Raw genomic sequence first — 25,493 nt, 5'->3', positions numbered from 1 at the left:
AAAGCATGTTTGCACTCCTATTGGCGGACCGGTTGGGTCCGGCCCTGCAGCACGAATCCATCGGGTTCGATGGGCCCATCGAGGGCTGCATGTCCTCGCTCAGAGCAACGCCATGGTTCCCTGTGACGAACTTCACTTCCTTGAAGTGGTTCAAGCGGGTGCAGGGTGTGTTGCTGGCGCCATAGCGGCCGTGCCGTCCCAAAGAAAAAGGCCCGGCAGTGCCGGGCCTTGAGGGAGTTGAATCAATCAGGCGCGGGCCAGTTGGCCTTGCGGTTCGTCCTCACCGGCCGTGACAAAGAAGCTCGCCAGCCAGGTCAGCAAACCGATCAGGAAGCCCACACCGCCGGCCAGACGCAGCCAGTAGAAGAAGCGCAGCTGGTCCTGGGTTTGCATGAAGCCCATCGCGCCTTCGGTCGGGATGCGTTGCAGCCAGATCTGCAGGATGCCGGCGCCCGTCAGGGCCAGCACCATCACGGCCATGCCGATGGTCATGATCCAGAAGCTCCACATTTCCACGTTCTGCGCACGTTGCGGGTTGGCCTCGCGGCCACGCAGGATGGGCATGGCGTAGCTGATCATCGCGATCACCACCATCACATAGGCGCCGTAGAAGGCCAGGTGGCCGTGGGCCGCGGTGATCTGGCTGCCGTGGGTGTAGTAGTTCACCGGGCTCAGGGTGTGGATGAAGCCCCACAGACCGGCGCCCAGGAAGCCCATCACCGCGCAGCCCACCGTCCACAGCATGGCGGCCTGGTTCGGGTGCTCACGCTTGCGACGCTGCACCATGTTGAAGGCGAACAGGGTCATCATGAAGAAGGGAATGGGTTCGAGTGCGCTGAAGATCGAACCGATCCACTGCCAGTAGCCGGGCAGGCCGATGAAGTAGAAGTGGTGGCCGGTGCCCAGGATGCCGGTGATCAGCGCGAAGGTGATGATCAGGTAGAGCCACTTGTCGATGATCTCGCGGTCCACGCCGGTGGTCTTGACCAGCAGGAAGGCGAGGATGGCACCCAGGATCAGCTCCCACACGCCTTCGACCCAGAGGTGGACGACGAACCACCAGTACATCTTGTCGCGCACCAGGTTGCTGGGGTTCACGAAGCTGAACAGGAACAGCAGCGCCAGGCCCCACAGACCCATCAGCAGCACCATGGTGATGGCGGTCTTGCGGCCCTTGAGCACCGTCATGCTGACGTTGAACAGGAAGCCCAGCGCCACCACGACGATGCCAAGTTTGGTCGGCAAGGGTTGCTCCAGGAATTCCCGGCCCATGGTGGCAAGCACATCATTGCCGGTGGCTGCCGCCAGGGTGGCGTAGGGCACCAGCAGATAGCCCAGGATGGTGAGCGCCCCGGCGACCAGGAAGGTCCAGAACAGGATGATGGCCAGCTTCGGGCTGTAGAGCTCGGTCTCGGCCTCCTCGGGGATCATGTAGTAGGCCGCCCCCATGAAGCCCATCAGCAGCCACACGATCAACAGATTCGTGTGCACCATGCGGGCAATGTTGAAGGGGATGGCGGGGAAGAGCAGGTCGCCGATCAGGTACTGCAGGCCTAAGGCCACGCCGAACACGATCTGGCCGACGAAGAGCGCGATCGCTCCCATGAAGTACAGGCGCGAGACGGCCTGCGACGAGTATTTGACTTGTGTCGTTGCCATGATGGATTCCTCAACCTTCGACGTTGGGCGGCCAGTTCTCGGTGTTGATCTTGCTGGTCCACTTCAGGAACTCGGTCAGATCGTCCAGTTGCTGGTCGTTCAAATGGAAGTTGGGCATTTGCCGGCGGCCGGGTGCACCGGTGGGCTGGCTCTTCATCCAGGCCTTGATGAAGTCCGGGCCGCGGCGGGTGTACACATTGCCGAGCTCGGGCGCGAAGTACGCACCCTCACCCAGCAGGGTGTGGCAGCCGATGCAGTTGCGCGTTTCCCAGATGTGTTTGCCGCGCACCACGGCCGGCGTGAGTTCGCTGGCGTTGGAGCGCTGGGGGGTGCGCTGTTCGGTGTCGAACACGATCACTGCGAATAGCAGTGAGAAGAAGACCGTCCCGCCATAGAAGATATTGCGGGCGGCTTGGGCGGTAAAGCCTCGGCTCATGGGCGCCTCTCGAGCGTGGTTTTGGGAGTGGTGACACGCTAGGGGAGGGGGTGACTTCTTTCCTTGAAGCGCTTCAAGAATGGATCAGTCGGGCGCTCTTTTGCGCGCCGTCAGCTTGGCGCAATGCGGCTGCTCACAGAATGCCGCCGTGCTGACGGCCTACCTCACCCATCCCGACTGCGAGCGCCACCAAATGGGCGCCGACCATCCCGAATGCCCCGAGCGGCTTGCGGCCCTGAGGGACCATTTGCTGGTCAAAGGTTTGTTGGACTGCATGCAGGAGCACGAGGCCCCCGCGGCTTCCGATGAGCAGTTGCAGCGCGTGCATGACCGCGCCTGGCTGCTGCAACTGGCCGACCAGGTGCCGGCTGAGGGCTATGCCCGACTGGATGCCGATACCTTGATCAACCCCTACACCCTGCGCGCAGCGCGCCGGGCGGCTGGAGCGGCGGTGCGGGCGGTGGATCTGGTGCTGGGTGGCCAAGCCCCGAATGCTTTTTGTGCCGTGCGTCCCCCTGGGCACCACGCCCAGCGCGCCCAGGGCGCCGGCTTTTGCTTCTTCAACAACGCCGCCGTGGGGGTGGCGCATGCATTGGCGGCCCATGGCCTGCTGCGTGTGGCCCTGGTGGACTTCGATGTGCACCATGGCGACGGCAGCGAGGACATCTTTGCCGGCGATGAGCGGGTGCTGCTGTGCTCCAGCTATCAGCAGGATCTCTACCCATTTCGAGACAGTCATCCGCCGGCGGCCAATGTGGTGCTGGCGCCGTTGGCGGCGCGCAGCGGCGGGGCAGCCATGCGGGAGGCGGTGACGCAATATTGGCTACCGGCGCTGGCGCGCTTTGCGCCTGAGTTGATTGTGGTGTCGGCCGGTTTTGATGCGCATCGGGAGGACGACATGGGCAATCTGGGCTGGAGCGAGGCGGATTACCGTTGGCTCACCGAGCAGGTGCTGGCCCAGGCGCAGGCCAGCGCGGGGGGGCGCATCGTCTCCTGCTTGGAAGGCGGCTATGCGTTGTCCGCGCTGGCGCGCAGCGCAGCCGCCCATTTGCGTGTGCTGGTGGAGGCCTGATGGACAACCATCACCCATTGCGTCCCTTGCTGGCACCCCGTTCGGTGGTGCTGCTCACAGGCCCCGAAGGGCAGCGCACGCCTCAGGCCGATCGCATGCTCCTGCAATTGAAGGCTCAGCCGTTCGAGGGCGAGTTGACGGTGCTGGATGTGGGCCGCAGCGGCACCCTGGCCGAGCTGGCGCGCGCGCGCGCCGATCTGGCGGTGCTGGCGCTGCCGCCGGGCGAGCTGTGTGCAGGCCTGGAACTGGCCGGGCGCATTGGCTGCCGCAGTGTGCTGATTCCTGGCAGTGGGCTGGACGCCGCCCTGGCGCGCCAGCTGCGCGAGTTGGCGGCGCGTGCCGGCCTGCACCTGCTGGGGCCCAATAGCAGCGGCCTGCAAAACCCCCGCCTGGGTCTGAATGCCAGCTCTTTGGGGCCGCTGGCGCCGGCGGGTGGATTGGCCGTGCTGTCGCAGTCGGGCGCTTTGCTCGCGGCCTTGCTGGAGGGGGCGAGTGCCAATGGCATTGGTTTTTCCTCGGTGGTGGCCATCGGCCCGTATCCCGCCGTGGACCTGGCCGAATGCCTGATGTACCTGGCCAGTGACCCGCACACCCACAGCATCGTGGTGCATCTGGAGGGGCTGGAGGCCGCACGGCCGTTCATGAGCGCCTTGCGCTTGGCCGCCCATGCCAAGCCGGTGCTGGTGCTCAAGACCGGCCGCCGCCAAGACGGCCAGCGCGCGGCGCAGACCCACAGCGGGGTGCTCGCCGGGCGTGATGAGGTGTTTGATGCAGCGCTGCGGCGCGCTGGGGCGGTGCGAGTCAATGCGTCGGCCGAGCTGTTTGCCGCCGCCAAATGCCTGGGCGCCTTGGGCCGCTCGGGGCGGCCGGTGGAGCGTGGGCTGGCCCTGGTGAGTAATGGTGGCGGGCCGGCTGTGCTGGCGGCTGACTGGGCTGAGCGCGTGGGCCTGCGCGTCACGGCCCTGCACGACCTAGCCGCCGAGGGCAGCGCCGAGTCCTACCGTGAGGCCGTGCGCGCCCTTCAGCAGCGCGCCGACACCGATGCAGTACTGGCCCTGCATGCGCCGTTGCCGGTCAGTCCTGCAACCGATTGCGCCCAGGCCCTGCTGGCCCTGCGCCCCGAATTGGAAAAGCCTCTGCTGGTGTGTTGGATGGGGGAGGGTGCCTCTGCCGAAGCCCGCACCCAGCTCGGGGCGGCTGGTATCCCCAGCTTCCGCAGCCCCGAGGCGGCCGTGGGCGCGCTGGCCCATGTGGCGGCCTATCACCGCAATCAACACTTGCTGCAGCAGGTGCCCGCGCCCTTGTCACCGCTGCCGCCGCCCGACCTGGCCGGCGCGCGCTTGTTGATCGACACGGTGCTGGCGCAGCGGCGCCATCTGCTCAGTGAAATGGAGAGCAAGGCCCTGCTGGCGGCCTTTCGCATACCCGTCACCGGCACCCTGCAGGCTCGCAGCGCGCACGAGGCCATGATGATCGCGGCCCAGCTGGGCTATCCCGTGGCCCTCAAGCTCGATAGCCACAGCGGGGTGCACAAGAGCGATGTGGACGGCGTGTTGCTGAATCTGCCCGACGCCCTGGCCGTGCGCGATGGCTTTGAGCGCCTGCTGCGCCAGGTGCAGCAGGCGGCGCCGGGTCTGCGCGACATCGGCGTGACGGTGCAACCCATGGCCGCCACCCGGCATGCCCGCGAGCTGCATATCGGGCTGATTCACGAGCCGCCCTTCGGTCCGGTGATCGTCTTCGGCGCTGGCGGCACCATGGTCGAACTGATCGACGACTGCGCGATGGAGCTGCCGCCGCTGAACCGCTTTCTGGCCCGCCAATTGATAGAGCGCGCCCGCGTGGCCGCTACCCTGGGGCCCTGGCGCGGCGCGCCGGCCATCCAGATGGAGGCGCTGGAGGCCCTGCTGATGCGGGTGTCCGAGATGGCCTGCGAACTGCCGCAGCTGCGCGAGATGGACATCAACCCGGTGCTGGCCGACGACCAGGGCCTGGTGGCGGTGGACGCGCGCATCGTGCTGGCCACCGAGGCCCAGGCGCCCCTGCAGCCCACCTACCGACACCTCGCCATTCGGCCCTTCCCGGCGCAACTGGCCCAAGGCCTGCCGCTGCGCGATGGGCGCTTGTGCCAGTTGCGTGCCGTCCAGCCTGACGATGCCGAACGGCTGCAGGCCCTGGTCGCAGGCCTTTCGCCCGAGAGTCGCTATAACCGTTTTGCAGCCACCCTCACCGAACTGCCGCCGCGGCTGCTGGCTCGCTTCACCTTGATCGACTACGAGCGCGAGATGGCCCTGCTGGCCCTGCACCGCGAAGGCCCCGAGGCCCCGGAGCAGATTGCCGGCGTGGCGCGCTACACCACGCACCCCGACGGTCGCAGCGCCGAGTTCTCGCTGCTGGTGGCCGACGGCTTCGCGGGTCAGGGGCTGGGCTCGCGCTTGATGGAGGCCCTTTTTGCCGTGGCCCGAGAGCAGGGGCTGGAGCGGCTGGATGGGCTGGTGCTCAAACACAACCAGGCCATGCTCAAGCTGGTGCGGGCCTTGGGCTTCAGTGTGGAGCCCTGTGAGGACGAGCCGGACTTCCGGATGGTGCGCAAGCGGCTCTGAAAGCGGAAGAGGGCCCGCAGGCCCCCTTCTCATTCCGTTCGCCCGGTGCTTATGGCTTGGGTGCTTCCGCGGGCTTGGTGGTGGCCTTTTCGGCGGCCTTGGGTGCTGCCGCTGCAGCAGGCTTTTTCGTTGGGGCCGGGGCTGCCTGCGGCGCTGCAGACGCAGCGGCTGCCGGCGTGGCGGCTGGTGCCGTCACTGCAGCAGCCGTTGCCACGGGCGCTGGCGTTGCCTTGATCTGAGGGCTGGTCGCTGGTGCTGCCGGGGTGGTCGGGGCGGGGGCCTGCTGGGCCATCGCGATGCCGCTGAGGGCACTGAACAGAACGGTGAGCACAAAGGACTTGGTCATTGCGGTTTTCACTTCCGTGAGCGGCTCGAAAGCTCCGAGCCTTATGAGCATGAAGGCCTGGCCTCCATGCTGCCCACAACGAGGCCTGGAAAGGCCTAGTTGACAGGGTGCTCAACTTTTTTTCGGTGCCCCGCTCAGCCCAGCCAGCTACAGTGCCGCCCATGTTCGCCTACCGCCACGCCTTCCATGCCGGCAACCATGCCGATGTCCTCAAACACCTGGTGTTGGTGCAGCTGCTGCAGCACCTGAACCAGAAGGAGAAGGGCTATCGGGTGATCGACACCCACGCCGGGGCCGGGGCCTACTCTTTGCGCAGCGAAGAGGCGCACAAGAAGCTGGAGTGGCTGGATGGCATTGGCAAGATCTGGGAGCGCAAGGACTTGCCCAAGGGCGTGGCGGCTTACTTGGATCAAGTGGAAGCTTTCAATGGCCCGGGCGTGCTGAAGAACGTGCCGGGCTCGCCCAGCCTGATTCGCCAGATGCTGCGGCCGCAGGACGAGCTGCATGCCTATGAGGTGCACCCCACCGATTTGCGCGCGCTGGAAAAACTGATGGCCGAGCACAAGAGCGTGAAGGTGCATTTGAGCGACGGCTTTGCCTCGCTCAAGGCCATGCTGCCGCCGCCGACGCGGCGCGGCCTGCTCTTGATCGATCCGCCCTACGAGTTGAAGACCGACTACGCCCGCACCCTGGCGGCCGTGCGTGAGGCCTTGACGCGCTTTCCGGACTGCGTGGTCGCGGTGTGGATTCCGCAGCTGCAGTTACTGGACGCGCAGCAGCTGCCGCAACGTCTGCGCAATGCCGTCAAGGGCCTGGCGAAGAAGGGCTGGCTGGATGCGCAGCTCACCGTCAACCCCGCTCAGGGCGGTGGGTTCGGTTTGATGGGCAGCCACATGTTTGTGGTCAACCCCCCGCACACCCTGGGCACGATGCTCGCCGAGGAGCTGCCTTGGCTGGCCCAGGCGATGGGCCAGTTCGAAGGTGCCAAGGGCAGCCTTCAGGCTGGCAATTAACGGGCCGAATGCTCCGGCACCGGCGGCAGGGCGCGCGTCACGCGTGCGCCCCGGCCCTGGCTGATCACCATCACCGCATCGCCGGGCGCGAAGCGTTCATCGCCCTGGGCCTGTACGATGGCTACGCGCTCGCCATTGCGCAGCTGGATGATGAGTTCCAGCGCCGAATCCTTGCCGGCGTCGCGCTCAATGGCATTGCCGATCACGCCGCCCAGGATGGCGCCCAGGGTGGCAAACACCACGCCATCGCGTCGCCCACCCACCGAGCCGCCCGCCATACCACCGGCTACGGCGCCAGCGGTGGCGCCCAAGCCGGACTGGTGGCCGTCAATGCGCACCTGGCGCACCGAGACGACGGTGCCGTCCTGAACCTGGGCCATGCGCTGCACCTCGTGCCGACCACGCACATCAGGGCTCACGGACACACAGGCGCTCAAAGAGGCGGCGAGCAACAGAGGCAGGGCGAGGCGGCGCATGGCAGCTCCATCAAGAAGGATGGCCGCGCAACGCAGCGGCACGCCCGTGGGTTGACTCAGCCGTGCAGCCGGCTGCTGGCCGGCACGCTGGCCAGCAGGAATTCCATCTGATCCAGCAGGATGCGGCGACCGCGCAGGATCATGTCCTCGTGCAGGCTGGGCACATAGGGCAGGTAGAGCAGGCTCATGCCCGCTTCATGGCACAGGCGGCTGCCCTTGCGGTGGTTGCAACTGCGGCAGGCGGTGATGCAGTTCATCCAGTGGTCGCGGCCGCCGCGACTGGTGGGCTGGATGTGTTCGCGCGTCAGTTCGTCTTCAGCCAGGCGCACGCCGCAGTAGGCGCAGACGTAGCGATCCCGGGCAAACAGCTTGGCATTGGTCAGTGCCGGCTCTGTGCGCCAGGCACGACTGGGGATGTTGCCGCGCGCCGCAATGATGGGTGGCACTTCGATGCGGGATTGCCGGCCGGTGGCGCGCTGAATGCCGCCGCGGAGCACCGCGCAGGGCTCACCCAGGGTCCAGGCCACAGCGTCGCACACCACCATCACGGCGGCCTCGCGCACGCTGATCCAGGCCTGGGGCCGGCCGGAAATATCGAGTTGCAGCACGTCCAAGGGCGGGGCCCTCCTTGCGGCGTCAGCGTAACGCAGGCGTGTGACGCTGCGAAGTCGGGGTCGCACCCCGGGGTTTCCCTGGGGTTGGTTTAGAACCTGGCCCCTAGGAATGGCGGTGACTGCCCCCTTGCGCCTGGGGTGCAATGCGCAAAAAATAGAACGACCGTTCGTTTTATTTCTGCTCCCCTGAGACCTCGCCCATGACCCTGCGCACCGCCCCTGCTGCCCACACCGCCACTCGCGGTGGGCGCACGGCTGCGCCGGCTCCCAAGGCGCCGCTGCAAAAGGGCCAGCTGACCCGCGCCACGATCCTGGAGACCGCTCTGGCCCAGGCCTCGCACATGGGGTTGGAGGGTCTGTCCATCGGCGCCCTGGCCGACCAGATCGGCATGAGCAAGTCCGGGGTGTTTGCCCACTTCGGCTCTCGCGAAGAGCTGCAGATTGCCGTGGTGGCCGAGTACCACCGACGCTTCGAGGCCGAAGTCTTTTTCCCTGCCATCAATGAAGCGCGCGGCCTGCCGCGCCTGCGCGCGCTCTATGCCAACTGGGTGCGACAGGTGGCGGTGGAGTTGGAGAGCGGCTGCATCTACATCAGTGGCGCGGTCGAGTTCGACGACCGCCCCGGCCCCGTGCGCGATGCCTTGGTGACCATGGTCAAGGCCTGGCATGCGGCCCTGCACAAGGCCATCGTGCTGGCGCGCGACGAGGGCCATCTGAGCCCCGACTGCGATGTCGACCAGATTCTTTTTGAACTGCACGGACTGATCCTGTCCCTGCATCACGACGCGCGCTTTCTGCGCAGCGCCGGCGCGCTGGAGCGTGCCGGCAAGGGCTTCGAGCGCGTCGTGCTTCCCTGTGTGACCCCGGCCGGTTTGGCCACCGCAACCGTGGCGGCCCGCCGTCGCAAACCTCGTTAATTCCTTAGGAGACCACCATGCCCAGCTATACCCCGCCTCTGCGCGACATGCAGTTTGTGTTGCACGAAGTGCTGAACGTGGTGGACGAGCTCAAGATGCTGCCGCCCTACGCGGACATCGACGCCGACACCATCAATGCCGTACTGGAAGAGGGTGGCAAGTTCTGCGCCGAGGTGATCACGCCGATCAACCTCAGCGGTGACAAGGAGGGCTGCCAGCTCGACAAGAGCACCCACGAGGTGACCACACCCAAGGGCTTCAAGGAGGCCTACAAGACCTATGTGGAAGGCGGCTGGGCCGCACTGGCCTGTGACCCCGCCTACGGCGGCCAGGGCCTGCCCCTGCTGGTCAACCAGTGCTTCTACGAGATGCTGAACAGCGCCAACCAGGCCTGGACCATGTATCCGGGTCTGAGCCATGGTGCCTACGAATGCCTGCACGCACACGGCACCGACGAGCAGAAGAAGCTCTACCTGCCCAAGCTGACCAGCGGCGAGTGGACCGGCACCATGTGCCTGACCGAACCGCATTGCGGCACCGACCTGGGCCTGCTGCGCACCAAGGCCGAGCCGCAAGCCGATGGCACCTACAAGATCACCGGCGGCAAGATCTTCATCAGCGCGGGTGAACACACCCTGGCCGAGAACATCGTGCACCTGGTGCTGGCCCGTCTGCCCGACGCCCCGGCCGGCAGCAAGGGCATCTCGCTCTTCATCGTGCCCAAGTTCAAGGTCAATGCCGATGGCTCGCTGGGTGAGCGCAATGGCATCTTCTGCTCGGGCCTCGAGCACAAGATGGGCATCCACGGCAACTCCACCTGCCAGATGACCCTGGAAGACGCCGTGGGCACCATGGTGGGTCAGCCCAACAAGGGCCTGGCCGCCATGTTCGTGATGATGAACACCGCCCGCCTGGGCGTCGGCAACCAAAGCCTGGGCCTGACCGAAGTGGCCTACCAGAACGCCGTGGCCTACGCCAAGGACCGCCTGCAAATGCGCTCGCTCTCCGGCGCCAAGGCGCCCGAGAAGGCCGCCGACCCCATCATCGTGCACCCCGATGTGCGCAAGATGCTGCTGACCGCCCGCGCCTTTGCCGAAGGCGCCCGCGCCCTGCAGGCCTACACCGTGCTGCAAGCCGACAAGTCCATCAGCAGCGATGACGAGGACGAGCGCAAAGAAGCCGAGGCCGAACTGGCCCTGCTGACCCCCATCATCAAGGCCTTCATCACCGACAACGGCTGGCTGGCCACCAGCCACTGCATGCAGGTGTATGGCGGCCACGGCTACATCCACGAATGGGGCATGGAGCAGTTCGTGCGTGACGCGCGCATCAACATGCTCTACGAGGGCACGAACACCATCCAGTCGCTCGACCTGCTGGGCCGCAAGGTGCTGGGCAACAACGGCGCCACGCTGAAGAAGTTCGGCAAGAAGATCGCCGCCTTCATCGAGGAAGAGGGCGTCAACGAAGCCATGCAGGAGTTCATCAACCCGCTGGCCGATCTGGGCGACAAGGTCAACAAGCTGACCCAAGAGCTGGGCATGAAGGCCTTTGGCAACCCCGACGAAGTGGGCGCGGCGGCCGTGGACTACCTGCGGGTGGTCGGCCACATGACATTCGCTTACTTCTTCGCCCGCATGGCCAAGGTGGCCCTGGAGAAACAGGGTTCCGGCGACCCCTTCTACCGTGCCAAACTGGCCACCGCTCGCTTCTATTTCGCGAAGCTGCTGCCGGAGACGGCCAGCCTGATCCGCACCGCGCGGGCGGGTCTGGCCCCGTTGATGGAGATGGACGAAGCCCTGTTCTAAACCCTCAGGCCCCGCGACGCGGGGCCGCTTTCAGGAGAAGCCATGAAGTCCTTGATCGCTGCTGCCGTGTTGGGTCTGTTCACCTTGGGCGCGCAGGCGCAGATGAGTCCGGTGGGTCTGTGGAAGACGATTGACGACGATGGCAAGACCGCCAAGTCCCTGGTGCGCATTTCCGACAACGGCGGCGTGCTGACCGGCAAGATCGAGAAGATCTTCGACCCGGCCAAGGCCGACGCCATCTGCGACGTCTGCAAGGACGACCGCAAGAACCAGCCGGTGGTGGGTCTGCAGATCATCCGCGGCGCCAAGCAGGATGCGGACGACAAGTCGATCTGGACCGGCGGCGAAATCCTGGACCCCAACAACGGCAAGACCTACAAGAACCGGCTGCGCCCCATCGAGGGCGGCAAGAAGCTGGAGATGCGCGGCTACATCGGCTTCTTCTACCGCACGCAGGTGTGGGAACGGGTCGAGTAAACCTTTCTTTCGGGCCCGGTGAGCGCCGGGCCCATCAACCTCCTTAAGGGAGCAATGCAGTGAGTCGATTCCAAGTTCGCAAGGTGGCCGTGCTCGGCGCCGGGGTGATGGGGGCGCAGATCGCCGCCCATCTGGTCAACGTCAAAGTGCCGGTGGTGCTGTTCGACCTGCCCGCCAAGGAAGGCCCCAAGAACGGCATCGTGGCCAAGGCCGTCGATGGCCTGAAAAAGCTCAAGCCCTCGCCCTTGGGCGACGCCACTGAAGCCGGCCTGATCACCCAAGCGAACTACGAAGAGCATCTCGAGTTGCTCAAGGGCTGCGACCTCATCATCGAGGCCATCGCCGAGCGCATGGACTGGAAGCTGGATCTGTACACCAAGATCGCTCCCTTCGTGGCGCCGCACGCCATCGTGGCCTCCAACACCTCGGGCCTGTCGATCACCAAGCTCAGCGATGTGCTGCCGGAAGAAATCAAGCCGCGCTTCTGCGGCATCCACTTCTTCAACCCGCCGCGCTACATGTATCTGGTGGAGCTGATCCCCACCGCCACCACGCGCCCGGAGATCATCGACCAGCTCGAAGCCTTCGTGACCACCAGCGTGGGCAAGGGCGTGGTGCGCGCCAAGGACACGCCCAACTTCGTCGCCAACCGCGTGGGCGTGGCCGGCATGATGGCCACCATGATCGAGGCCGAGAAGTTCGGCCTCTCGTTTGACGTCGTCGATGACCTGACCGGCAAGAAGCTGGGCCGTGCCAGCTCGGGCACCTTCCGCACCGCCGACGTCGTGGGCCTGGACACCATGGCCCATGTGATGAAGACCATGCAGGACAACCTGCAGGACGACCCCTTCTACGCCACCTACGCCACGCCCAAGGTCTTGGCTGGCCTGATCGAGAAGGGCGCGCTGGGCCAGAAGGCCAAGGCGGGCTTTTTCAAGAAGGTGGGCAAGGACATCATGCGTCTGGACCCGGCCACCGGCGAGTACGTGCCGGCCGGCAAGAAGGGCGACGACATCGTGGCCCGCATGCTCAAGAAGGCCCCGGCCGACCGCCTGAAGCTGCTGCGCGAGTCCACCAACCCGCAGGCCCAGTTCCTGTGGGCCATCTTGCGCGACAGCTTCCATTACTGCGCCGTGCACCTGGCCTCCATCGCCGACACCGCCCGTGAGGTGGACTTCGCGATGCGCTGGGGCTTTGGCAACCAGAAGGGCCCCTTCGAGGTCTGGCAGGAAGCCGGCTGGCTGCAGGTGGCGCAGTGGATCTCGGAAGACATCGCGGCCGGCAAGGCGCTCTCCAGCGCCCCGCTGCCGGCTTGGGTGACCGAAGGCCCGGTGGCCGCCGCCGGGGGTGTGCACACCGCCGAGGGTTCCTGGAGCGCCGCAGAAGGTAAGTTCAAGGCTCGCGCCTCGCTGCCGGTCTATGCGCGTCAGCACTTCCCCGAGAGCCTGGTGGGCAGCGGCGCGGCCGATCCGCTCAAGAGCGGCACCGAGCTGTTCAAGAACGACGAAGTGCGTGTCTGGACCCTGGACGGTGAGGTGGTCATTGCGTCGATCACCGCCAAGCTGCACCTGATCAGCCCGGCCGTGACCGAGGGCCTGCTCAAGGCCGTCGAGATTGCCGAAGCCGGCTACAAGGGCATGGTGATCTGGTCGCCTGACGATGTGTTCAGCGCCGGTGCCAACCTGGAAAGCCTGATGCCCGTCTTCATGAAGATGGGCAGCAAGGGCATCGCCCCGGAAGAGAAGAAGCTGCAGGACGCCATGCTGGCACTGCGCTACGCCAACGTGCCGGTGGTGGCTGCCATGCGCGGTCTGGCCCTGGGCGGCGGCTGCGAGCTGGCCGTGCATTGCGCCCGCCGCGTGGCGCATGTCGAGAGCTATGTCGGTCTGGTGGAAGTGGGCGTGGGCCTGCTGCCCGGCGCCGGCGGCCTCACCTACATCGCCCGCCGTGCTGCCGAGATGGCGGCGGCCGGCAATGCCAATGCCGACATCCTCACCTTCCTGAAGGACGGCTTCCTGAGTGCTGCTACCGCCAAGGTGGCTACCAGCGCGCACGAGGCCAAGAAGATCGGCTACCTGCTGGACAGCGACGTCATCGTCCCGAACAAGGACGAGCTGCTCTTCGTTGCCACCGCGCAGGCCAAGGCCATGGCCGACAGCGGCTACCGCCCGCCGCACAAGGCCGTGTTCCCGGTGGCCGGCCGCAGCGGCATTGCCAGCATCAAGGGCCAGGTCGCGAACATGCGTGACGGCGGCTTTGTCAGCCAGCACGACTATCTGCTGGCCAGCCTTATCGCCGACGTGGTCTGCGGTGGCGAAGTCGAGGCCGGTTCGCTGGTGACCGAGGAGTACCTGATGGCGCTGGAGCGCAAGCATTTCTGTGCCTTGCTGGACAACCCCAAGACGCAGGAACGCATCATGGGCATGCTCCAAACCGGCAAGCCGGTGCGCAACTAAGGACGCCCGGTGACTTCACCCAACCGCCTGCAACGCGCGCTGGCCAGCTTCAATGGCCTGCCCGGGCCTTTGCGCCGGGTCGGCCGCAATCTGGTGCTGCGCCGCGCCGTGCCCTTGACCGGCACGGCGGGCCTGGACTTCCAGGAGCTGACGACGGAGCAGGCGGTCGTCCACATCAGCAACTGCCGCAAGGTGCAAAACCACATCGGTGGCGTGCATGCGGCGGCCATGGCGCTGGTGGCGGAGTCCGCCACCGGCATGGTGGTGGGCATGAATGTGCGCGACGACTGTCTGCCGCTGTGCAAGACCATGAAGGTCAAGTTCAAGCGCCGGGCGCAGGGTTCGCTCACGGCCACGGCCTCGCTGGAGCCTCAGCAGCGCCAGCTGATGCGCGAGACGGACAAGGGTGAAGTGATCGTGGCGGTCCAGGTGACCGACGAAGCCGGCGAACAGCCGATCGAATGTGAATTTGTCTGGGCCTGGGTGCCCAAGAAACCTCAGGCCTAAACACCGTAAGGAGCTCACCATGAGCAAGCAAGTCCAAGACGCCTACATCGTTGCCGCCACCCGCCTGCCCATCGGCAAGAGCGGCCGCGGTTACTTCAAGAACACCCGCCCGGACGAGATGCTGGTGCGCGTGATGCAGTCCGTGCTGGCGCAAGCCCCGGGCCTGGAGGCCTCGGCCATCGAAGACGCCATCGTCGGTTGCTCCTTCCCCGAGGGCGAACAGGGCATGAACATCGCCCGCGTGGCCTCGGTGCTGGCCGGCTGGGGCAACACCGTGGGCGGCGTCACCATCAACCGCTACTGCGCCTCGGGCATCACGGCGGTGCAGATGGCCGCCGACCGTATCCGCGTCGGCGAGGCCGATGTGATGTTCGCCGGTGGCGTGGAGTCCATGTCCATGATCCCCATGGGCGGCAACAAGCCCAGCCTCTCGCCCCTGATCTTCGAAAAGGACGAGAACATCGGCATTGCCTACGGCATGGGCCTGACGGCCGAGAAGGTGGCTGCGCAGTGGAAGATCAGCCGCGAGGCCCAGGATGCCTTCTCGGTCGAATCGCACCGCCGCGCCGTGGCCGCCATGCAGGCCGGCCACTTCAAGGACGAGATGACCTCCTTCGAAGTGATCGACCGCACGCCCAATCTGGCCGACGGCTCGATCAATGTGAAGCGCCGTGTCGTTGAGCTGGACGAGGGCGCCCGCCCCGACACCAGCCTGGAAGGCCTGGCCAAGCTCAAGCCCGTGTTCGCTGCCAAGGGTTCGGTGACGGCCGGCAACAGCTCGCAGACCTCGGACGGCTCGGGTGGCCTGCTGATCGTCAGCGAAGCCGCGCTCAAGCGCTACAACCTGACCCCGCTGGCCCGCTTTGTCAGCTTCGCCGTGCGCGGTGTGCCACCCGAGATCATGGGCATCGGCCCGATCGAGGCCATCCCCGCCGCGCTCAAGGCCGCCGGACTGAAGGCCAGCGACCTCGGCTGGATCGAGCTGAACGAGGCCTTCGCCGCCCAGTCCCTGGCCGTGCTGAACGACCTCGACAGCAAGGGCTTCGAGCTGGACCGCGCCAAGGTCAACCCCAACGGCGGCGCCATTGCCCTGGGTCACCCGCTGGGCGCCACCGGTGCCATCCGCGCCGCCTCGGTCATCCACGGGCTGCGCCGCACCAAGCAGAAGTACGGCATGGTGACGATGTGCGTCGGTGCCGGCCAAGGTGCCGCCGGCATCATCGAAGCCCTTTGAGTCATGCATCTGGCTACTGCGCGACCCGATAGCCGCCTTGCGCTGCTCGCCGTACGGGAGTACGGCTGCGCTGCTCAAGCGACCCTCGGGCCGCTCGCTACGCCATCTGCACGACTCAAACTGAGGACTTAGTTTTGCAACGCCGCCAGTTCGTCCGGACGGGTACTGTTGTACTCGGCGCGGGTGGCCTGAGCGGCTGCGCGGGGGAGTTGCAACGCTTCCCCACGCTCAAGGCCGCCAAGTCCGCGGTGCTGGAGCTGGGCTTTGGTGAGGTGAAGCTGGAACACCCCAGCTGGAACCTCAGTCAGCTCTTGCAGCACCTGGCCCAGAGCATCGAGTTCTCGATGCAGGGCTACCCCGAGATGCGCGGCGCGGTTTTTCGCGCCGTCGTCGGCAACACGGCCTTTGCCGTCTTCAACGCCCGCGGGGCCATGCGCCACGATCTGGCCGACCCCATCCCCGGAGCCCCCGCGCTCAAGCCTCAGCTGCTTGCCAAGGACGGCATCGCCCGGCTGCTGGCTGCGCTCAATGCGTTCGAGGCCTGGGGTGGGTCGTTACGCCCCCACTTCGCCTATGGCGAGCTGGACAAGGCGCAGTACACCCGTGCCCATCTGATGCACTTGGCCAACCACTGGACGCAGATCCGGTTGGCGCCTCTGCCGCGCTGAACATCCTTTCGATGAACACCACCCTGCTGCGGTTCGGCATGAACCTGTGGCCGCCCTTTCTGCTGGCCGGCATCCATGTCACCCACTTCGCGGCCGACGCCCGCCACGCCCGCGTGGAGCTGCGCGCCCGGCCTTGGAACCGCAACTACGTGGGCACGCACTTCGGCGGCAGCCTGTTTGCGATGGCCGACCCCTTTTGGATGATCCTGATCCTGCGCTCGCTGGGGCGGGACTATCTGGTCTGGGACCAGGCCGGCGAAATCCAGTTCCTCAAGCCCGGGCGCGGTACCGTGGTGGCCGACTTCCGGCTCGACGAGGCCACGCTGGACGGTATCCGTGCCGCCTGCGCCGATGGCGCCAAGCACCTGATCTGGTTGCCGGTGGACATCCTGGATGCTTCGGGCGAAGTGGTCGCCCGGGTGCGCAAGCAGATTTACATTCGCCTCAAACCCGCGCTGCGTGCGCCCAACCCTGCACAGCCATGAGCATCAAGACCCTGACCCTGAACGGTGTGGCGACGATCGAGATCGCCCGTCCCGAGAAAAAGAACGCCATCACCCAGGCCATGTACAGCGCCATGGCCGAGGCGCTCACCGCCGCCAACAGCGATCCGGCCGTGCGCGCGGTGCTGATCACCGGCCAGCCCGGCATCTTCACCAGCGGCAACGACCTGGAAGATTTTATGGCCCGCCCGCCGCGCGACGCCGACGCGCCGGTGTTCCAGTTCATGCAGGCCCTGCTGGCGTGTGAAAAGCCGGTCATCGCGGCGGTGAACGGCGCGGCCATCGGCATCGGCACCACGATGTTGCTGCATTGCGACCTGGTCTATGTGGCCGACGATGCCCGCTTGGCCATGCCCTTTGTCGCCCTGGGTCTGGTACCCGAGTTCGGCTCCAGCTTGGTCGTGCCCAAGCTGATGGGCCACGCCCGCGCCGCCGAAAAGCTGTTGCTGGGCGACCCGATGACCGGGGCCGAGGCCCTGGAGTTCGGCATCGCCAACGCCGTGCTGCCCGCCGCCGAAGTGGCGGCCCATGCGCGCCGCATGGCCGAGCGCTTCAATGGCCTGGCTCCAGCGGCCGTGCGGGCTTCCAAAAAGCTGATGCGCGCGCCGGGTTTGGCCGAGCTGCAGCGCGTGATCCAGGAAGAGGCCGAACTCTTCGGTCAGCGCCTGCGCAGCCCCGAGGCCATGGAGGCCTTTCAGGCCTTCTTCCAAAAGCGCGCGCCCGACTTCAGCAAGTTCGAGTGATGCGCTCGGCCGCCCGCCGTGTCTTGCTGGCCGGCGGCAGCGGCCTGATCGGTCGCGAGCTGCTGGCTCGGCTGCTGGCCGACCCGCGCTGCACCGAGCTACATGCGCTGTTGCGCCGTCGCCCAGCCGATTGGCCCGAGCACCCCAAGCTGCGCACGCAGATCGTTGACTTCGCTGTCCTGCCGGCACTGCCGCCGCTGGATGACGCCTATATCGCCCTGGGTAGCACGATCAAGCAGGCCGGCTCCGAGGCGGCCTTCCGCGCGGTGGACTTTGACGCCGTGCTGGCCGTGGCCCGCGCGGCGCGTGCCGCAGGCATGCGTCGCTTGATGGTCGTCTCCGCCCTGGGGGCCGATGCGGGCTCGCGGGTGTTCTACAACCGAGTCAAAGGCGAGGCCGAGCAGGCCTTGCAGGCACTGGGTTTTGAGCGCCTGGTCTTGGCCCGTCCCTCGCTGCTGCTGGGTGACCGCGCGGCCCTGGGGCAACCGATTCGCCGTCTCGAGCATCTGGCGGCCACCGTGCTCAAGCCCCTGCTGCGCGTGGTGCCCGGTGCGGTCCGCCCGATCGCGGCCGCTGATGTGGCTGCGGCATTGCATGCGGCGGCCTGGGTTAAAGCTCCGGGCCTGCGTGTGCTTGAGTCCTCCGCTATGCAGGCCGCTGCCCGCGAGTAGCCCTCAGATGCAACGGCGCTTCGTCGACGACGTGCTATGCAACCGTCACAACCGGGCCATCTTGGATGCCTGGCCCGTGTTGGACTTGCCGGATGCCTGGTTGGTGGCCGGCTGCCTGTTTCAAACCATTTGGAATCTGCAAGCCGGGCGTCGGCCCGAGTCGGACATCAAGGACTACGACTTGTTCTATTTCGACGCTGCTGACCTGAGTGAGTCCGGGGAGCAAGCCATTCAAGAGCGCGTCCAGGCTCTGTTCGCGCGGGACGGCATTCAGGTGGAGGCCAAGAACCAGGCCCGGGTGCACCTTTGGTATGCACGCCGTTTCGGGCCGGTCTATCCCGCGTTGAGCTCGGCCGCTGAGGGCATCGACCGCTTCTTGATGCCTGCGACCAGCGTAGGCCTGCGTCCCTGTGCTCGCAAGACTCAAGGCCTGCAGATCCATGCTCCCTATGGATTGGATGATCTCTACGCAGGTCGGCTGCGGCTCAATCCGTTGACGCCCCACGCCGAGTTATATCGAGCCAAGGCGCGTTCGTACCAGGCACGTTGGCCCAGTCTGTCGATCGAGGAGCCTATGGCGGCGGCCTGAGCGAGGTCGGGTCTCAACCCAATTGGGGGGGCCACTGCGCCTGTTCTGGCTAGTCGCGGCATCATCGGGGCCAGCATCTCTATGAGGTCGACCATGGCTTCCATTGGCTCCAATCCCCTGCCGAGAGTGGCCTTGAATACCGCCAAGGTGGCTCTGCTGCCGGTGTTGCTCTGGCAGGCTGTGCGGGTGCGACAGCGTGCGCTGGAGTTGCCCGAGCCAGCCGGCGCGCGGCGAGGCCGGGTGGCGGGGCGCCCTGCTGCGGCGGGTCGTCCGCTGCGTCTGTTGATCGTGGGGGACTCCTCGGCCGCCGGAGTCGGGGTGCGGCGCCAGTCGGACGCCCTGGCCGGGCAGTTGTCCCAGCGTTTGGCCGAAGCCGTCGGGCGTCCCGTGCACTGGCAGCTGGTGGCGCGCACCGGGCACACCACCGGCGAGGCTTTGCAGCATCTGCGCGAGAGTTTGCTGCAGCCGGCCGATGTGCTGGTCACGGCCCTCGGCGTCAATGATGTGGTGCGCCAGGTGCCTGCTGCGCGCACGCTCGAACAGTTGCAGTCCTTGCACAGCCTGGCTTGCGAGCGGGCCGGCGTGCGCTACTGGGTGCACAACGGCCTGCCGCCTTTGCAGGACTTTCCGCTTCTGCCCGCGCCACTGCGCTGGGTCTTCGGAGCCCAAGCTGCGTTGCTCAATCAGCTCTTGCTGCAGACGCTGGGCGACCAGCCCGATCGCGCCTTTGCGCGCACACCGGAAATGTCGCTTGCCGCTGCGGCCGCCGAGTTGATGGCCGAGGACGGCTTCCATCCCGGCGCGGCCGGTTATGCCTTGTGGGCCCGTCATTTGGCCGGCCATCTGGCGAGACGGCTGCAGCGCCACGCGCATGGACCGAGCTGGCACTGAGGTCTCGACGGGCCTCAGGGCGCTGTACTACGCAGCAAAGCGTCCAGCTCGGCCAGCACGGCCTCGGGCTCGGACTCGACGATCAGGTGCTCGCTGCGGGTGGCAATCCGGCGCGTGGTGCGCTGCGTCAGCTGTTCCATGCGCGCCTGTCCGGCATCGTGCAGCGTGTTGTAGAGCGCCACGCCGGCCTCGGACAGCTTGGCCTGGCGAATGCGCTGGAAGGACAGGCCACGCGACAGCAAACGAACGGGCAGGTCGGCCCGCAGCTGGGTCTGCCGCACCTCGTCCTGGCTGTCCCACACGTTGTGGGCCAGGCGGCGCTGGAACCAATCCAGGATGTCCTGCATCCGGCCCCAGTCCTCGGGCGTCATCTGCGCCTTCATGCTGCGCAGCCAGTCTTCTTCGGCGGCGTCGATCAGCAGCAGGCCCTTGACCTGGTGCGGGTGGGTTGCGGCATGCAGGCGGGCCACAAAGCCGCCAAAGGAGTAACCCAGCACCACCTGCGCCTCGCCCGGGGCGGCATGGTTCATCACGGCGGCCAGCTCCTGCGCGTAGTCGGCTGCGGTCTGCAGCAGCCCGGGTGCGGGCCGGGCACTGGGGGCAAAGCCCAGGCGTTCATAGAAGCAGACCTTGCGCCGCGCGCTCAAGTCGCTCAATACCGGGCCAAAGGCCTCGGCGGCGGCGATGCCGGAGGGCGGCTGCAGCACGATGACCGGGCTGCCCTGGCCCTGGCATTGGTAGGCCAGTCGGTGCCCTTGGTGCTGGAGGAACTGCCAACGCGGGGCTTCCGCCCAAGTGGTGCAGGGGCTCAGCGTCAGGCTGAGGAGGATCCAAAGAAGGGGTCGCAATGATTTCTCGGGAAGTGAGTGATGCGGCGGGCAGGGGGAACTGGCGGGCAGGGGGAGCTGTCAAGCCGATGGGCCCGCGCGCCCGACGCCTGAGTTCCGGGCTTAGTTCTGCAATTGAAAGGCGCGCGGCTTGCCTTCGTTGTCGATGGCGACGAAGGTCAGCTCGGCATCGGTCACCTTCACCACTTGCGGGTTCTCGGGGTTGCGCTCGGCAAAGACCTCCACCCGCACCGTGATCGAAGTGCGGCCGATGCGCAGCACGGTGGAATAAAAGCTCAGCAGGTCGCCCACGCTCACGGGCTGCTTGAACAGAAATTCCTTGACGGCCACGGTGGTCACACGGCCGCGCGAGATGCGCGCGGGCATCACCGAGGCGGCAATGTCCACCTGGGCCATGATCCAACCGCCAAAGATGTCGCCATTGGCGTTGGCGTCGGCGGGCATGGGCATCACCCGCAGCACCAACTCGCGCTCACTGGGCAGTTGGCTGGGATGCATGAAGGGGCTGGCGGTTTCGGTCATGCCCGCATCCTAGGGGGAACCCGCGCAGTCGATGCGCCAGCGTGCAGTGAAACCACTGCGCGGGTCTGGGGCGCCGCCGCGCCATCCCTGGCGCGGCGGCCCGTTACGCACTTACTTGCCGGCGCGGTAGGTGGACCAGAGGGCCTGCATGCGCGCACGTTGGCCGGCCGAGAACTGGTTCATGCACACATCGTCGGTGTAGTCCATGAAATTGGTGATCGGGTCCAGGCCAGCGAGCCGGGTGCAACTGTCCTGACCGGTCGGGCAACCATAGGCCGGTGACTTCTCGGCCGGGGTGTCTTCCACCAGGTCGCCGCCCTTGGTGCCGCTGCGCGCGCATCCACCCTGGAAGGTGTGATACAGCCCCAGCCAGTGACCGACCTCGTGCGTGCCGGTGTCTCCTTCGTTGTAGGGGGCTGCGGTGCCGCCCGGAACGGACGAAAAGAGAATCACCACGCCGTCATCCTTGGGCTTGCTGGCGTAGCTGGACGGGAAGGTGGCCCAGCCAAGCAAGCCGCCGCCAGCGTTGTTGCTGTAGATGTTGAGATCGTCGGCCGAGCCTTGGCGCAGTGCCGTCTTCATTTGGCTCTCGGCCGTCGAGCCAGGCCCTGCGGTGTACCAGCTGCTGTTGGTGGTGCGGGTGGTTTGGACCAGGTTGAAGCTAAAGCCGGAGCCGGCATAGGCATTGTTCAGGACGTTGATCTGGTCCGTGATCTGGCTGGGCGGATATCGCCGTTCCCAATGCCCGTCCCGTTGTTGATGACATGCCAGTAGACGTTGATCATGCTTGCGGCTGCCGTGCCCACCAGATCACCTGGCCGCGAGGAGGCCCTCTTGGCCGCCCTATGACGCTCGACGGTCGCATCAATCTAGGCGGCTTTATCTTCATCCACATGCCGCGCGCCGCAACGCAGGCCTGCGTCGATGAAGGCCTTTTTGTTGACGAAGGAGCGGCCCTCGAGGACGAAGGGCACTTCTTTGGGTGGGTGAGCGAACGCGGAAGTAGCTCCAAATCCCAATGCACCCGCGCATAGGGCGGCAAAAAATCGGACTCTCATCGGAAGGACTCCTGGATGGCCCTGCCCGAATGGGCAGCGGAATCTCGATTGGCGGCGTTCTGCGCCGGGACTGTCAATGCAGGGACACCCGAGCCAGGGGCAGGGTCTACCCTCTGGCGTGCATCCTGGCAGAACCGGCCTACCCAGAGCCTTAGCGTTCTATGGCGCCGTGCTTGCGTCGTCCCTTTGTGTCCTGTCCGGTGGCAATCAACTGAGGCCGTGGGCCTGGACGGGGATCGCATAGCATGTGACCGCGAGCGGGCGGTCTCAATACGGGGAGCAAGCGATGAGTTGTCTTCGTTGGTTCGGTGCCATTCTGTTGCTGATGGCGATGGGCGCTCAGGCTGCCGGACCTGGATTGGTCGTCAGTACCAACAACACGCCGATCGATCGAAAGGCTTTGGACCTGCTGGCGCGTGAGGCGTTTCGGCGGGTCGGCCTGGAGTTCAAACTGGTCAGCAACCCCTCCGAGCGTTCCTTGGTGATGGCCAACGAAGGTGAGGTCGATGGCGAAGGCTTGCGGATTGCAGGCTTGAGCACCCAGTACCCCAATCTGGTCCAGGTTCCCGAGCGCTTTGTTGGTGTCAGCTTTGTGGCCTTCTCAAAGGGAACCCAGATCAAGGTGGATCAGGGCTGGGATAGCTTGAAACCGCATCGAGTCGCGTTCATCACCGGCTGGAAGCTCTACGAAGCGAATGCCACGGGTGCCAAGAGCGTGATGAGGCTTGAGAAGCCGGAGCAGTTGTTCAAGATGCTGGATGCCGGGCGTGTGGACTTGGTCCTGTACACCCGTGCGGATGGTTCGGCATTGGTGCGCGGGTTGAATTTGCAGGACATCGTGCCCTTGACGCCCGCGCTCAAAGAGGTCGATATGTATCTCTACTTGAACAAGAAGCATGAGGCGTGGGTCCAGAAAATAGCCCAGGCCTTGCGAGAGATGAAAGCGGACGGGAGTTACAGCCGGATCATGACCGACGTCATGGCTGATTGAGGATTCGCTTTGGCATGGCCCTCGTTTCCGATGAGTTGGTTTGAATTCATCGGGATCCATAGCAAAGTCAGCCGGCACTTGATCCGGCGTGGCCTCTCGGTCGGCTTGATCGCTGCCATCCTCATTGCTTCGCTGGATGCTTGGCTCCATTACCGAAACCGCATCGACTTCATCGATGAGCACTATGCGGCGATCGGGACCTACATCGCGCCCGCGATGGTCCGCAACCTCTGGTCATTCAATGAGGACCAAATTGAGGTGCAGCTCAAAGGCTTCATTGGCATGCCGGAGATCTCCGCTGTGCGCCTGGAACGCAAAGGCCGCCCGGTACAGATTTACGGTGAACCGGGTATTGCCGATGCCTTCGAGCGATCCTTTCCCTTGGTCCATGTCGAGGAGGGCAGGCGCCATCTTCTGGGCACGCTGACACTGGTCCGAGACATGCGCCAGGAGCGCTGGTCCGTGGCGCGTGGGGTGGTCGCCACCTTTCTTGGCAACACCCTGCTGACCACCCTCGTGATCCTGATCGTGCTGTATGCCTATCACGGTGTGGTGCGACAACGATTGGGCCAGCTGTCTGCGGAGTTGACCCGCACTGATCCAAGCGAATTGCGCAGATATGCGGGCCTGGAGGGCGAGCACGGCCCTGACGAGGATGAGATCGATGAACTGGTAGCCGCCATCGTTCGATTGAAGCGCGCGGGCGGGCGGGCGCTGCTGACCTTGGATGAGCGCAACAAGGAGCTGGAATCCCTGCTGGCGGAGTTGTCGGAGTCCAAGGCCTTGCTGCGATCGGTCATCGATACGGCGCCCGTCCGGGTGTTCTGGAAGAGCCGCGAACTCAAGTACCTTGGATGCAATCCCGCTTTTGCGGCAGACGCTGGCAAACAAATGCCAGCGGACTTGATCGGACTCGACGACTACGCGATGGACTGGTCCGCGCAGGCTGAGCGCTATCGCGCGGACGATCGCCTGGTCATGGAGTCCGGGCAGCCTCGTCTGGGTTACGAAGAGCCGCAAACAAAGTCTGATGGGTGCACCGTCTGGCTGCGGACATCCAAGGCGCCTTTGAAATCCAGTGATGGCGATGTGATCGGTGTGCTGGGCGTGTACGAGGACATCACAGAATGGAAGCGGGTGCAGACGGAGTTGGAGACTTATCGGCACCATTTGGAATCTCTGGTGGGCGAGCGGACCCAAGAACTCCGCCTGGCGAAGCAGGAGGCGGAGGCCGCCAATGTGGCCAAGAGCGCCTTCTTGGCCAATATGAGTCACGAGATCCGCACTCCGCTGAACGGCATCCTCGGCATGGCCCGGATGATCCGCCGTGCGGGCTTGACCGAGCAGCAGGCCCAGCGCATGAGTACGCTCGAGACGGCGAGTGAACACCTGCTCAGCATCATCAACGCCATCCTCGAGCTGTCAAAAATCGAGGCGGGTAAATTCGTTCTGGAGGAAGCGCCCATTCGACTCGAGCAGACCGTGGCCAACATTGCCTCGATGCTCCTGCCGAGTCTGCAAGTCAAGCAATTGGACCTGCGCACGGAGATGGCGGCCTTGCCGGCCAATTTGCTGGGCGACGCCACCCGTATCCAGCAGGCGCTGCTGAACTACGCCGGCAATGCCGTCAAATTCACCGAAACCGGCAGCATCACCCTGGGCGCCAAGGTGCTGGAGGAAGATGCTGAAAGTGCCTTGATCTGCCTGGATGTGCGGGATACCGGTATCGGCATCGCGCCAGAAGTCTTGCCGCGACTCTTCGGTGCCTTTGAGCAGGCCGATAACAGCATGACCCGCCGGTTTGGCGGAACCGGTCTGGGCTTGGCCATCACACAAAAAATGGCGCGCCTGATGGGTGGAGATGCCGGCGCTGAAAGCACGCTCGGCGTCGGCAGTCGATTCTGGTTCACCGTGCGTCTGAAGAAGGGCCGGCCGATATCGGCTGGGGCGACGGCGGATGCGCCGATCTCGGCTGAGTCCATCCTGAAACGCGACCACAGGGGAACCCGGATCCTGTTGGTTGAGGACGATTCCATCAGCCGTGAAGTGGCGCAACTGGTGCTGGACGATGCCGGGCTGATCGCGGACTTGGCCGAAGACGGGCAAGCTGCCATCCGGCTCGCAGGGGAGAACGACTATGGCGCGATCCTGATGGACATTCAAATGCCCCACGTGAACGGCCTGGACGCAGCAAGTCTGATTCGAAAAATGCCGCGTCATCGCCAAACCCCGATCCTGGCGATGACCGCCAACGCGTTCGCTGAGGACAGGGAGCGCTGTTTGGCGGCGGGTATGGATGATTTCGTGGCCAAGCCCCTGATCCCCGAGGTGCTGTACGCCACGCTGCTGGGCTGGCTGGCGCGTCGCCGCTCGACTTGAGGAGGTCGAGGA

At 65.6% G+C, this 25,493-nt stretch carries 25 protein-coding genes; 17 read left to right on the top strand and 8 right to left on the bottom strand.

From position 1 onward, the window contains the following. Positions 1 to 246 precede the first annotated feature (246 nt). Together FF090_RS15315 and FF090_RS15310 are read right to left on the bottom strand one after the other, a co-directional pair. Entirely contained in the window at positions 247 to 1,659 is a 1,413-nt protein-coding gene (locus tag FF090_RS15315) for a cbb3-type cytochrome c oxidase subunit I (protein WP_138857545.1), read from the bottom strand. A gap of 10 nt (positions 1,660 to 1,669) precedes the next feature. Next, positions 1,670 to 2,095 (bottom strand): c-type cytochrome, encoded by a 426-nt coding sequence (locus FF090_RS15310; protein ID WP_138857544.1) that lies wholly within the window; start codon positions 2,093 to 2,095, stop codon positions 1,670 to 1,672. Positions 2,096 to 2,243: 148 nt separating this feature from the next. Between FF090_RS15310 and FF090_RS15305 the strand changes: the two genes are divergently transcribed. After that, on the top strand, positions 2,244 to 3,167 hold the full coding sequence (locus tag FF090_RS15305) for a histone deacetylase family protein (protein ID WP_138857543.1): 924 nt from the start codon (positions 2,244 to 2,246) through the stop codon (positions 3,165 to 3,167). Beyond that, positions 3,167 to 5,770, top strand: coding sequence for a bifunctional acetate--CoA ligase family protein/GNAT family N-acetyltransferase (locus FF090_RS15300; protein WP_246071437.1), 2,604 nt, complete (start codon positions 3,167 to 3,169; stop codon positions 5,768 to 5,770). The genes FF090_RS15305 and FF090_RS15300 overlap by 1 nt, the downstream gene beginning before the upstream one ends. A 49-nt stretch (positions 5,771 to 5,819) precedes the next feature. Here the strand turns inward: FF090_RS15300 and FF090_RS15295 are convergent, their stop codons facing one another. Next, positions 5,820 to 6,116 carry a hypothetical protein gene (locus FF090_RS15295; RefSeq protein ID WP_138857542.1) on the bottom strand — a complete coding sequence of 99 codons (297 nt, stop codon included), beginning with the start codon at positions 6,114 to 6,116 and terminating at the stop codon, positions 5,820 to 5,822. A gap of 161 nt (positions 6,117 to 6,277) precedes the next feature. Here FF090_RS15295 and FF090_RS15290 point away from each other — a divergent pair, with 161 nt between their 5' ends. Continuing rightward, a complete protein-coding gene (locus FF090_RS15290; RefSeq protein ID WP_138857541.1) occupies positions 6,278 to 7,129 on the top strand; it encodes a 23S rRNA (adenine(2030)-N(6))-methyltransferase RlmJ in 852 nt (283 codons plus the stop codon). Here the strand turns inward: FF090_RS15290 and FF090_RS15285 are convergent. After that, entirely contained in the window at positions 7,126 to 7,605 is a 480-nt protein-coding gene (locus tag FF090_RS15285; protein WP_138857540.1) for an outer membrane lipoprotein, read from the bottom strand. The two genes, FF090_RS15290 and FF090_RS15285, sit on opposite strands and share 4 nt — an antisense overlap. 56 nt (positions 7,606 to 7,661) lie before the next feature. Next, complete coding sequence (locus FF090_RS15280) at positions 7,662 to 8,219, bottom strand: HNH endonuclease (RefSeq protein ID WP_138857539.1); 558 nt, start codon at positions 8,217 to 8,219, stop codon at positions 7,662 to 7,664. A gap of 200 nt (positions 8,220 to 8,419) precedes the next feature. On the opposite strand from FF090_RS15280, the gene FF090_RS15275 reads away from it, so the two are divergent. The 12 genes from FF090_RS15275 (at position 8,420) to FF090_RS15220 (ending at position 19,683) form a co-directional block, all read left to right on the top strand. After that, positions 8,420 to 9,136: a TetR/AcrR family transcriptional regulator gene (locus FF090_RS15275; RefSeq protein ID WP_138857538.1), complete on the top strand. Its 717-nt coding sequence runs from the start codon at positions 8,420 to 8,422 to the stop codon at positions 9,134 to 9,136. 17 nt (positions 9,137 to 9,153) lie between these two features. Next, positions 9,154 to 10,944: an acyl-CoA dehydrogenase C-terminal domain-containing protein gene (locus tag FF090_RS15270; protein WP_138857537.1), complete on the top strand. Its 1,791-nt coding sequence runs from the start codon at positions 9,154 to 9,156 to the stop codon at positions 10,942 to 10,944. 42 nt (positions 10,945 to 10,986) lie between these two features. After that, entirely contained in the window at positions 10,987 to 11,421 is a 435-nt protein-coding gene (locus FF090_RS15265; RefSeq protein WP_138857536.1) for a DUF2147 domain-containing protein, read from the top strand. Positions 11,422 to 11,480: 59 nt separating this feature from the next. Beyond that, positions 11,481 to 13,877, top strand: coding sequence for a 3-hydroxyacyl-CoA dehydrogenase NAD-binding domain-containing protein (locus FF090_RS15260; protein WP_138857535.1), 2,397 nt, complete (start codon positions 11,481 to 11,483; stop codon positions 13,875 to 13,877). 9 nt (positions 13,878 to 13,886) lie between these two features. Beyond that, positions 13,887 to 14,384 carry a DUF4442 domain-containing protein gene (locus FF090_RS15255; protein WP_138857534.1) on the top strand — a complete coding sequence of 166 codons (498 nt, stop codon included), beginning with the start codon at positions 13,887 to 13,889 and terminating at the stop codon, positions 14,382 to 14,384. A gap of 19 nt (positions 14,385 to 14,403) precedes the next feature. After that, the gene (locus FF090_RS15250; protein WP_138857533.1) at positions 14,404 to 15,618 is read left to right on the top strand and encodes an acetyl-CoA C-acyltransferase; all 1,215 of its coding nucleotides are present in this window, start codon (positions 14,404 to 14,406) and stop codon (positions 15,616 to 15,618) included. 134 nt (positions 15,619 to 15,752) lie between these two features. Further along, positions 15,753 to 16,286: a DUF1569 domain-containing protein gene (locus tag FF090_RS15245; protein ID WP_175423686.1), complete on the top strand. Its 534-nt coding sequence runs from the start codon at positions 15,753 to 15,755 to the stop codon at positions 16,284 to 16,286. Between the two features lie 11 nt (positions 16,287 to 16,297). Next, entirely contained in the window at positions 16,298 to 16,771 is a 474-nt protein-coding gene (locus tag FF090_RS15240; RefSeq protein ID WP_138857531.1) for a DUF4442 domain-containing protein, read from the top strand. Continuing rightward, the gene (locus tag FF090_RS15235) at positions 16,768 to 17,532 is read left to right on the top strand and encodes an enoyl-CoA hydratase (protein WP_138857530.1); all 765 of its coding nucleotides are present in this window, start codon (positions 16,768 to 16,770) and stop codon (positions 17,530 to 17,532) included. Before FF090_RS15240 ends, FF090_RS15235 begins: the two co-directional genes overlap by 4 nt. Further along, positions 17,532 to 18,203 (top strand): NAD(P)H-binding protein, encoded by a 672-nt coding sequence (locus tag FF090_RS15230; RefSeq protein WP_138857529.1) that lies wholly within the window; start codon positions 17,532 to 17,534, stop codon positions 18,201 to 18,203. The genes FF090_RS15235 and FF090_RS15230 overlap by 1 nt, the downstream gene beginning before the upstream one ends. 7 nt (positions 18,204 to 18,210) lie before the next feature. Next, positions 18,211 to 18,792, top strand: coding sequence for a nucleotidyltransferase family protein (locus FF090_RS15225; RefSeq protein WP_138857528.1), 582 nt, complete (start codon positions 18,211 to 18,213; stop codon positions 18,790 to 18,792). A gap of 132 nt (positions 18,793 to 18,924) precedes the next feature. Beyond that, on the top strand, positions 18,925 to 19,683 hold the full coding sequence (locus tag FF090_RS15220) for an SGNH/GDSL hydrolase family protein (RefSeq protein ID WP_175423685.1): 759 nt from the start codon (positions 18,925 to 18,927) through the stop codon (positions 19,681 to 19,683). 14 nt (positions 19,684 to 19,697) lie between these two features. On the opposite strand, the gene FF090_RS15215 is transcribed toward FF090_RS15220, so the two are convergent. From FF090_RS15215 to FF090_RS15205, 3 genes are all read right to left on the bottom strand, one after another. Continuing rightward, complete coding sequence (locus tag FF090_RS15215; RefSeq protein ID WP_175423684.1) at positions 19,698 to 20,531, bottom strand: alpha/beta fold hydrolase; 834 nt, start codon at positions 20,529 to 20,531, stop codon at positions 19,698 to 19,700. 102 nt (positions 20,532 to 20,633) lie between these two features. Beyond that, the gene (locus FF090_RS15210; protein ID WP_246071436.1) at positions 20,634 to 21,053 is read right to left on the bottom strand and encodes an acyl-CoA thioesterase; all 420 of its coding nucleotides are present in this window, start codon (positions 21,051 to 21,053) and stop codon (positions 20,634 to 20,636) included. A 111-nt stretch (positions 21,054 to 21,164) separates the two neighbouring features. After that, positions 21,165 to 21,767, bottom strand: a complete 603-nt coding sequence (locus FF090_RS15205) for a zinc metalloprotease (protein ID WP_259372632.1) — start codon at positions 21,765 to 21,767, stop codon at positions 21,165 to 21,167. 630 nt (positions 21,768 to 22,397) lie between these two features. On the opposite strand from FF090_RS15205, the gene FF090_RS15195 reads away from it, so the two are divergent. After that, complete coding sequence (locus FF090_RS15195; RefSeq protein WP_138857524.1) at positions 22,398 to 23,102, top strand: substrate-binding periplasmic protein; 705 nt, start codon at positions 22,398 to 22,400, stop codon at positions 23,100 to 23,102. A 30-nt stretch (positions 23,103 to 23,132) separates the two neighbouring features. Then, a complete protein-coding gene (locus tag FF090_RS15190; protein ID WP_138857523.1) occupies positions 23,133 to 25,481 on the top strand; it encodes a response regulator in 2,349 nt (782 codons plus the stop codon). Positions 25,482 to 25,493: the final 12 nt, after the last annotated feature.

The organism is Inhella inkyongensis, from assembly GCF_005952805.1.
In the GTDB taxonomy this organism is placed as follows: Bacteria; Pseudomonadota; Gammaproteobacteria; order Burkholderiales; family Burkholderiaceae_C; genus Inhella; species Inhella inkyongensis.
This window is presented reverse-complemented; position numbering and strand designations above follow the sequence as displayed.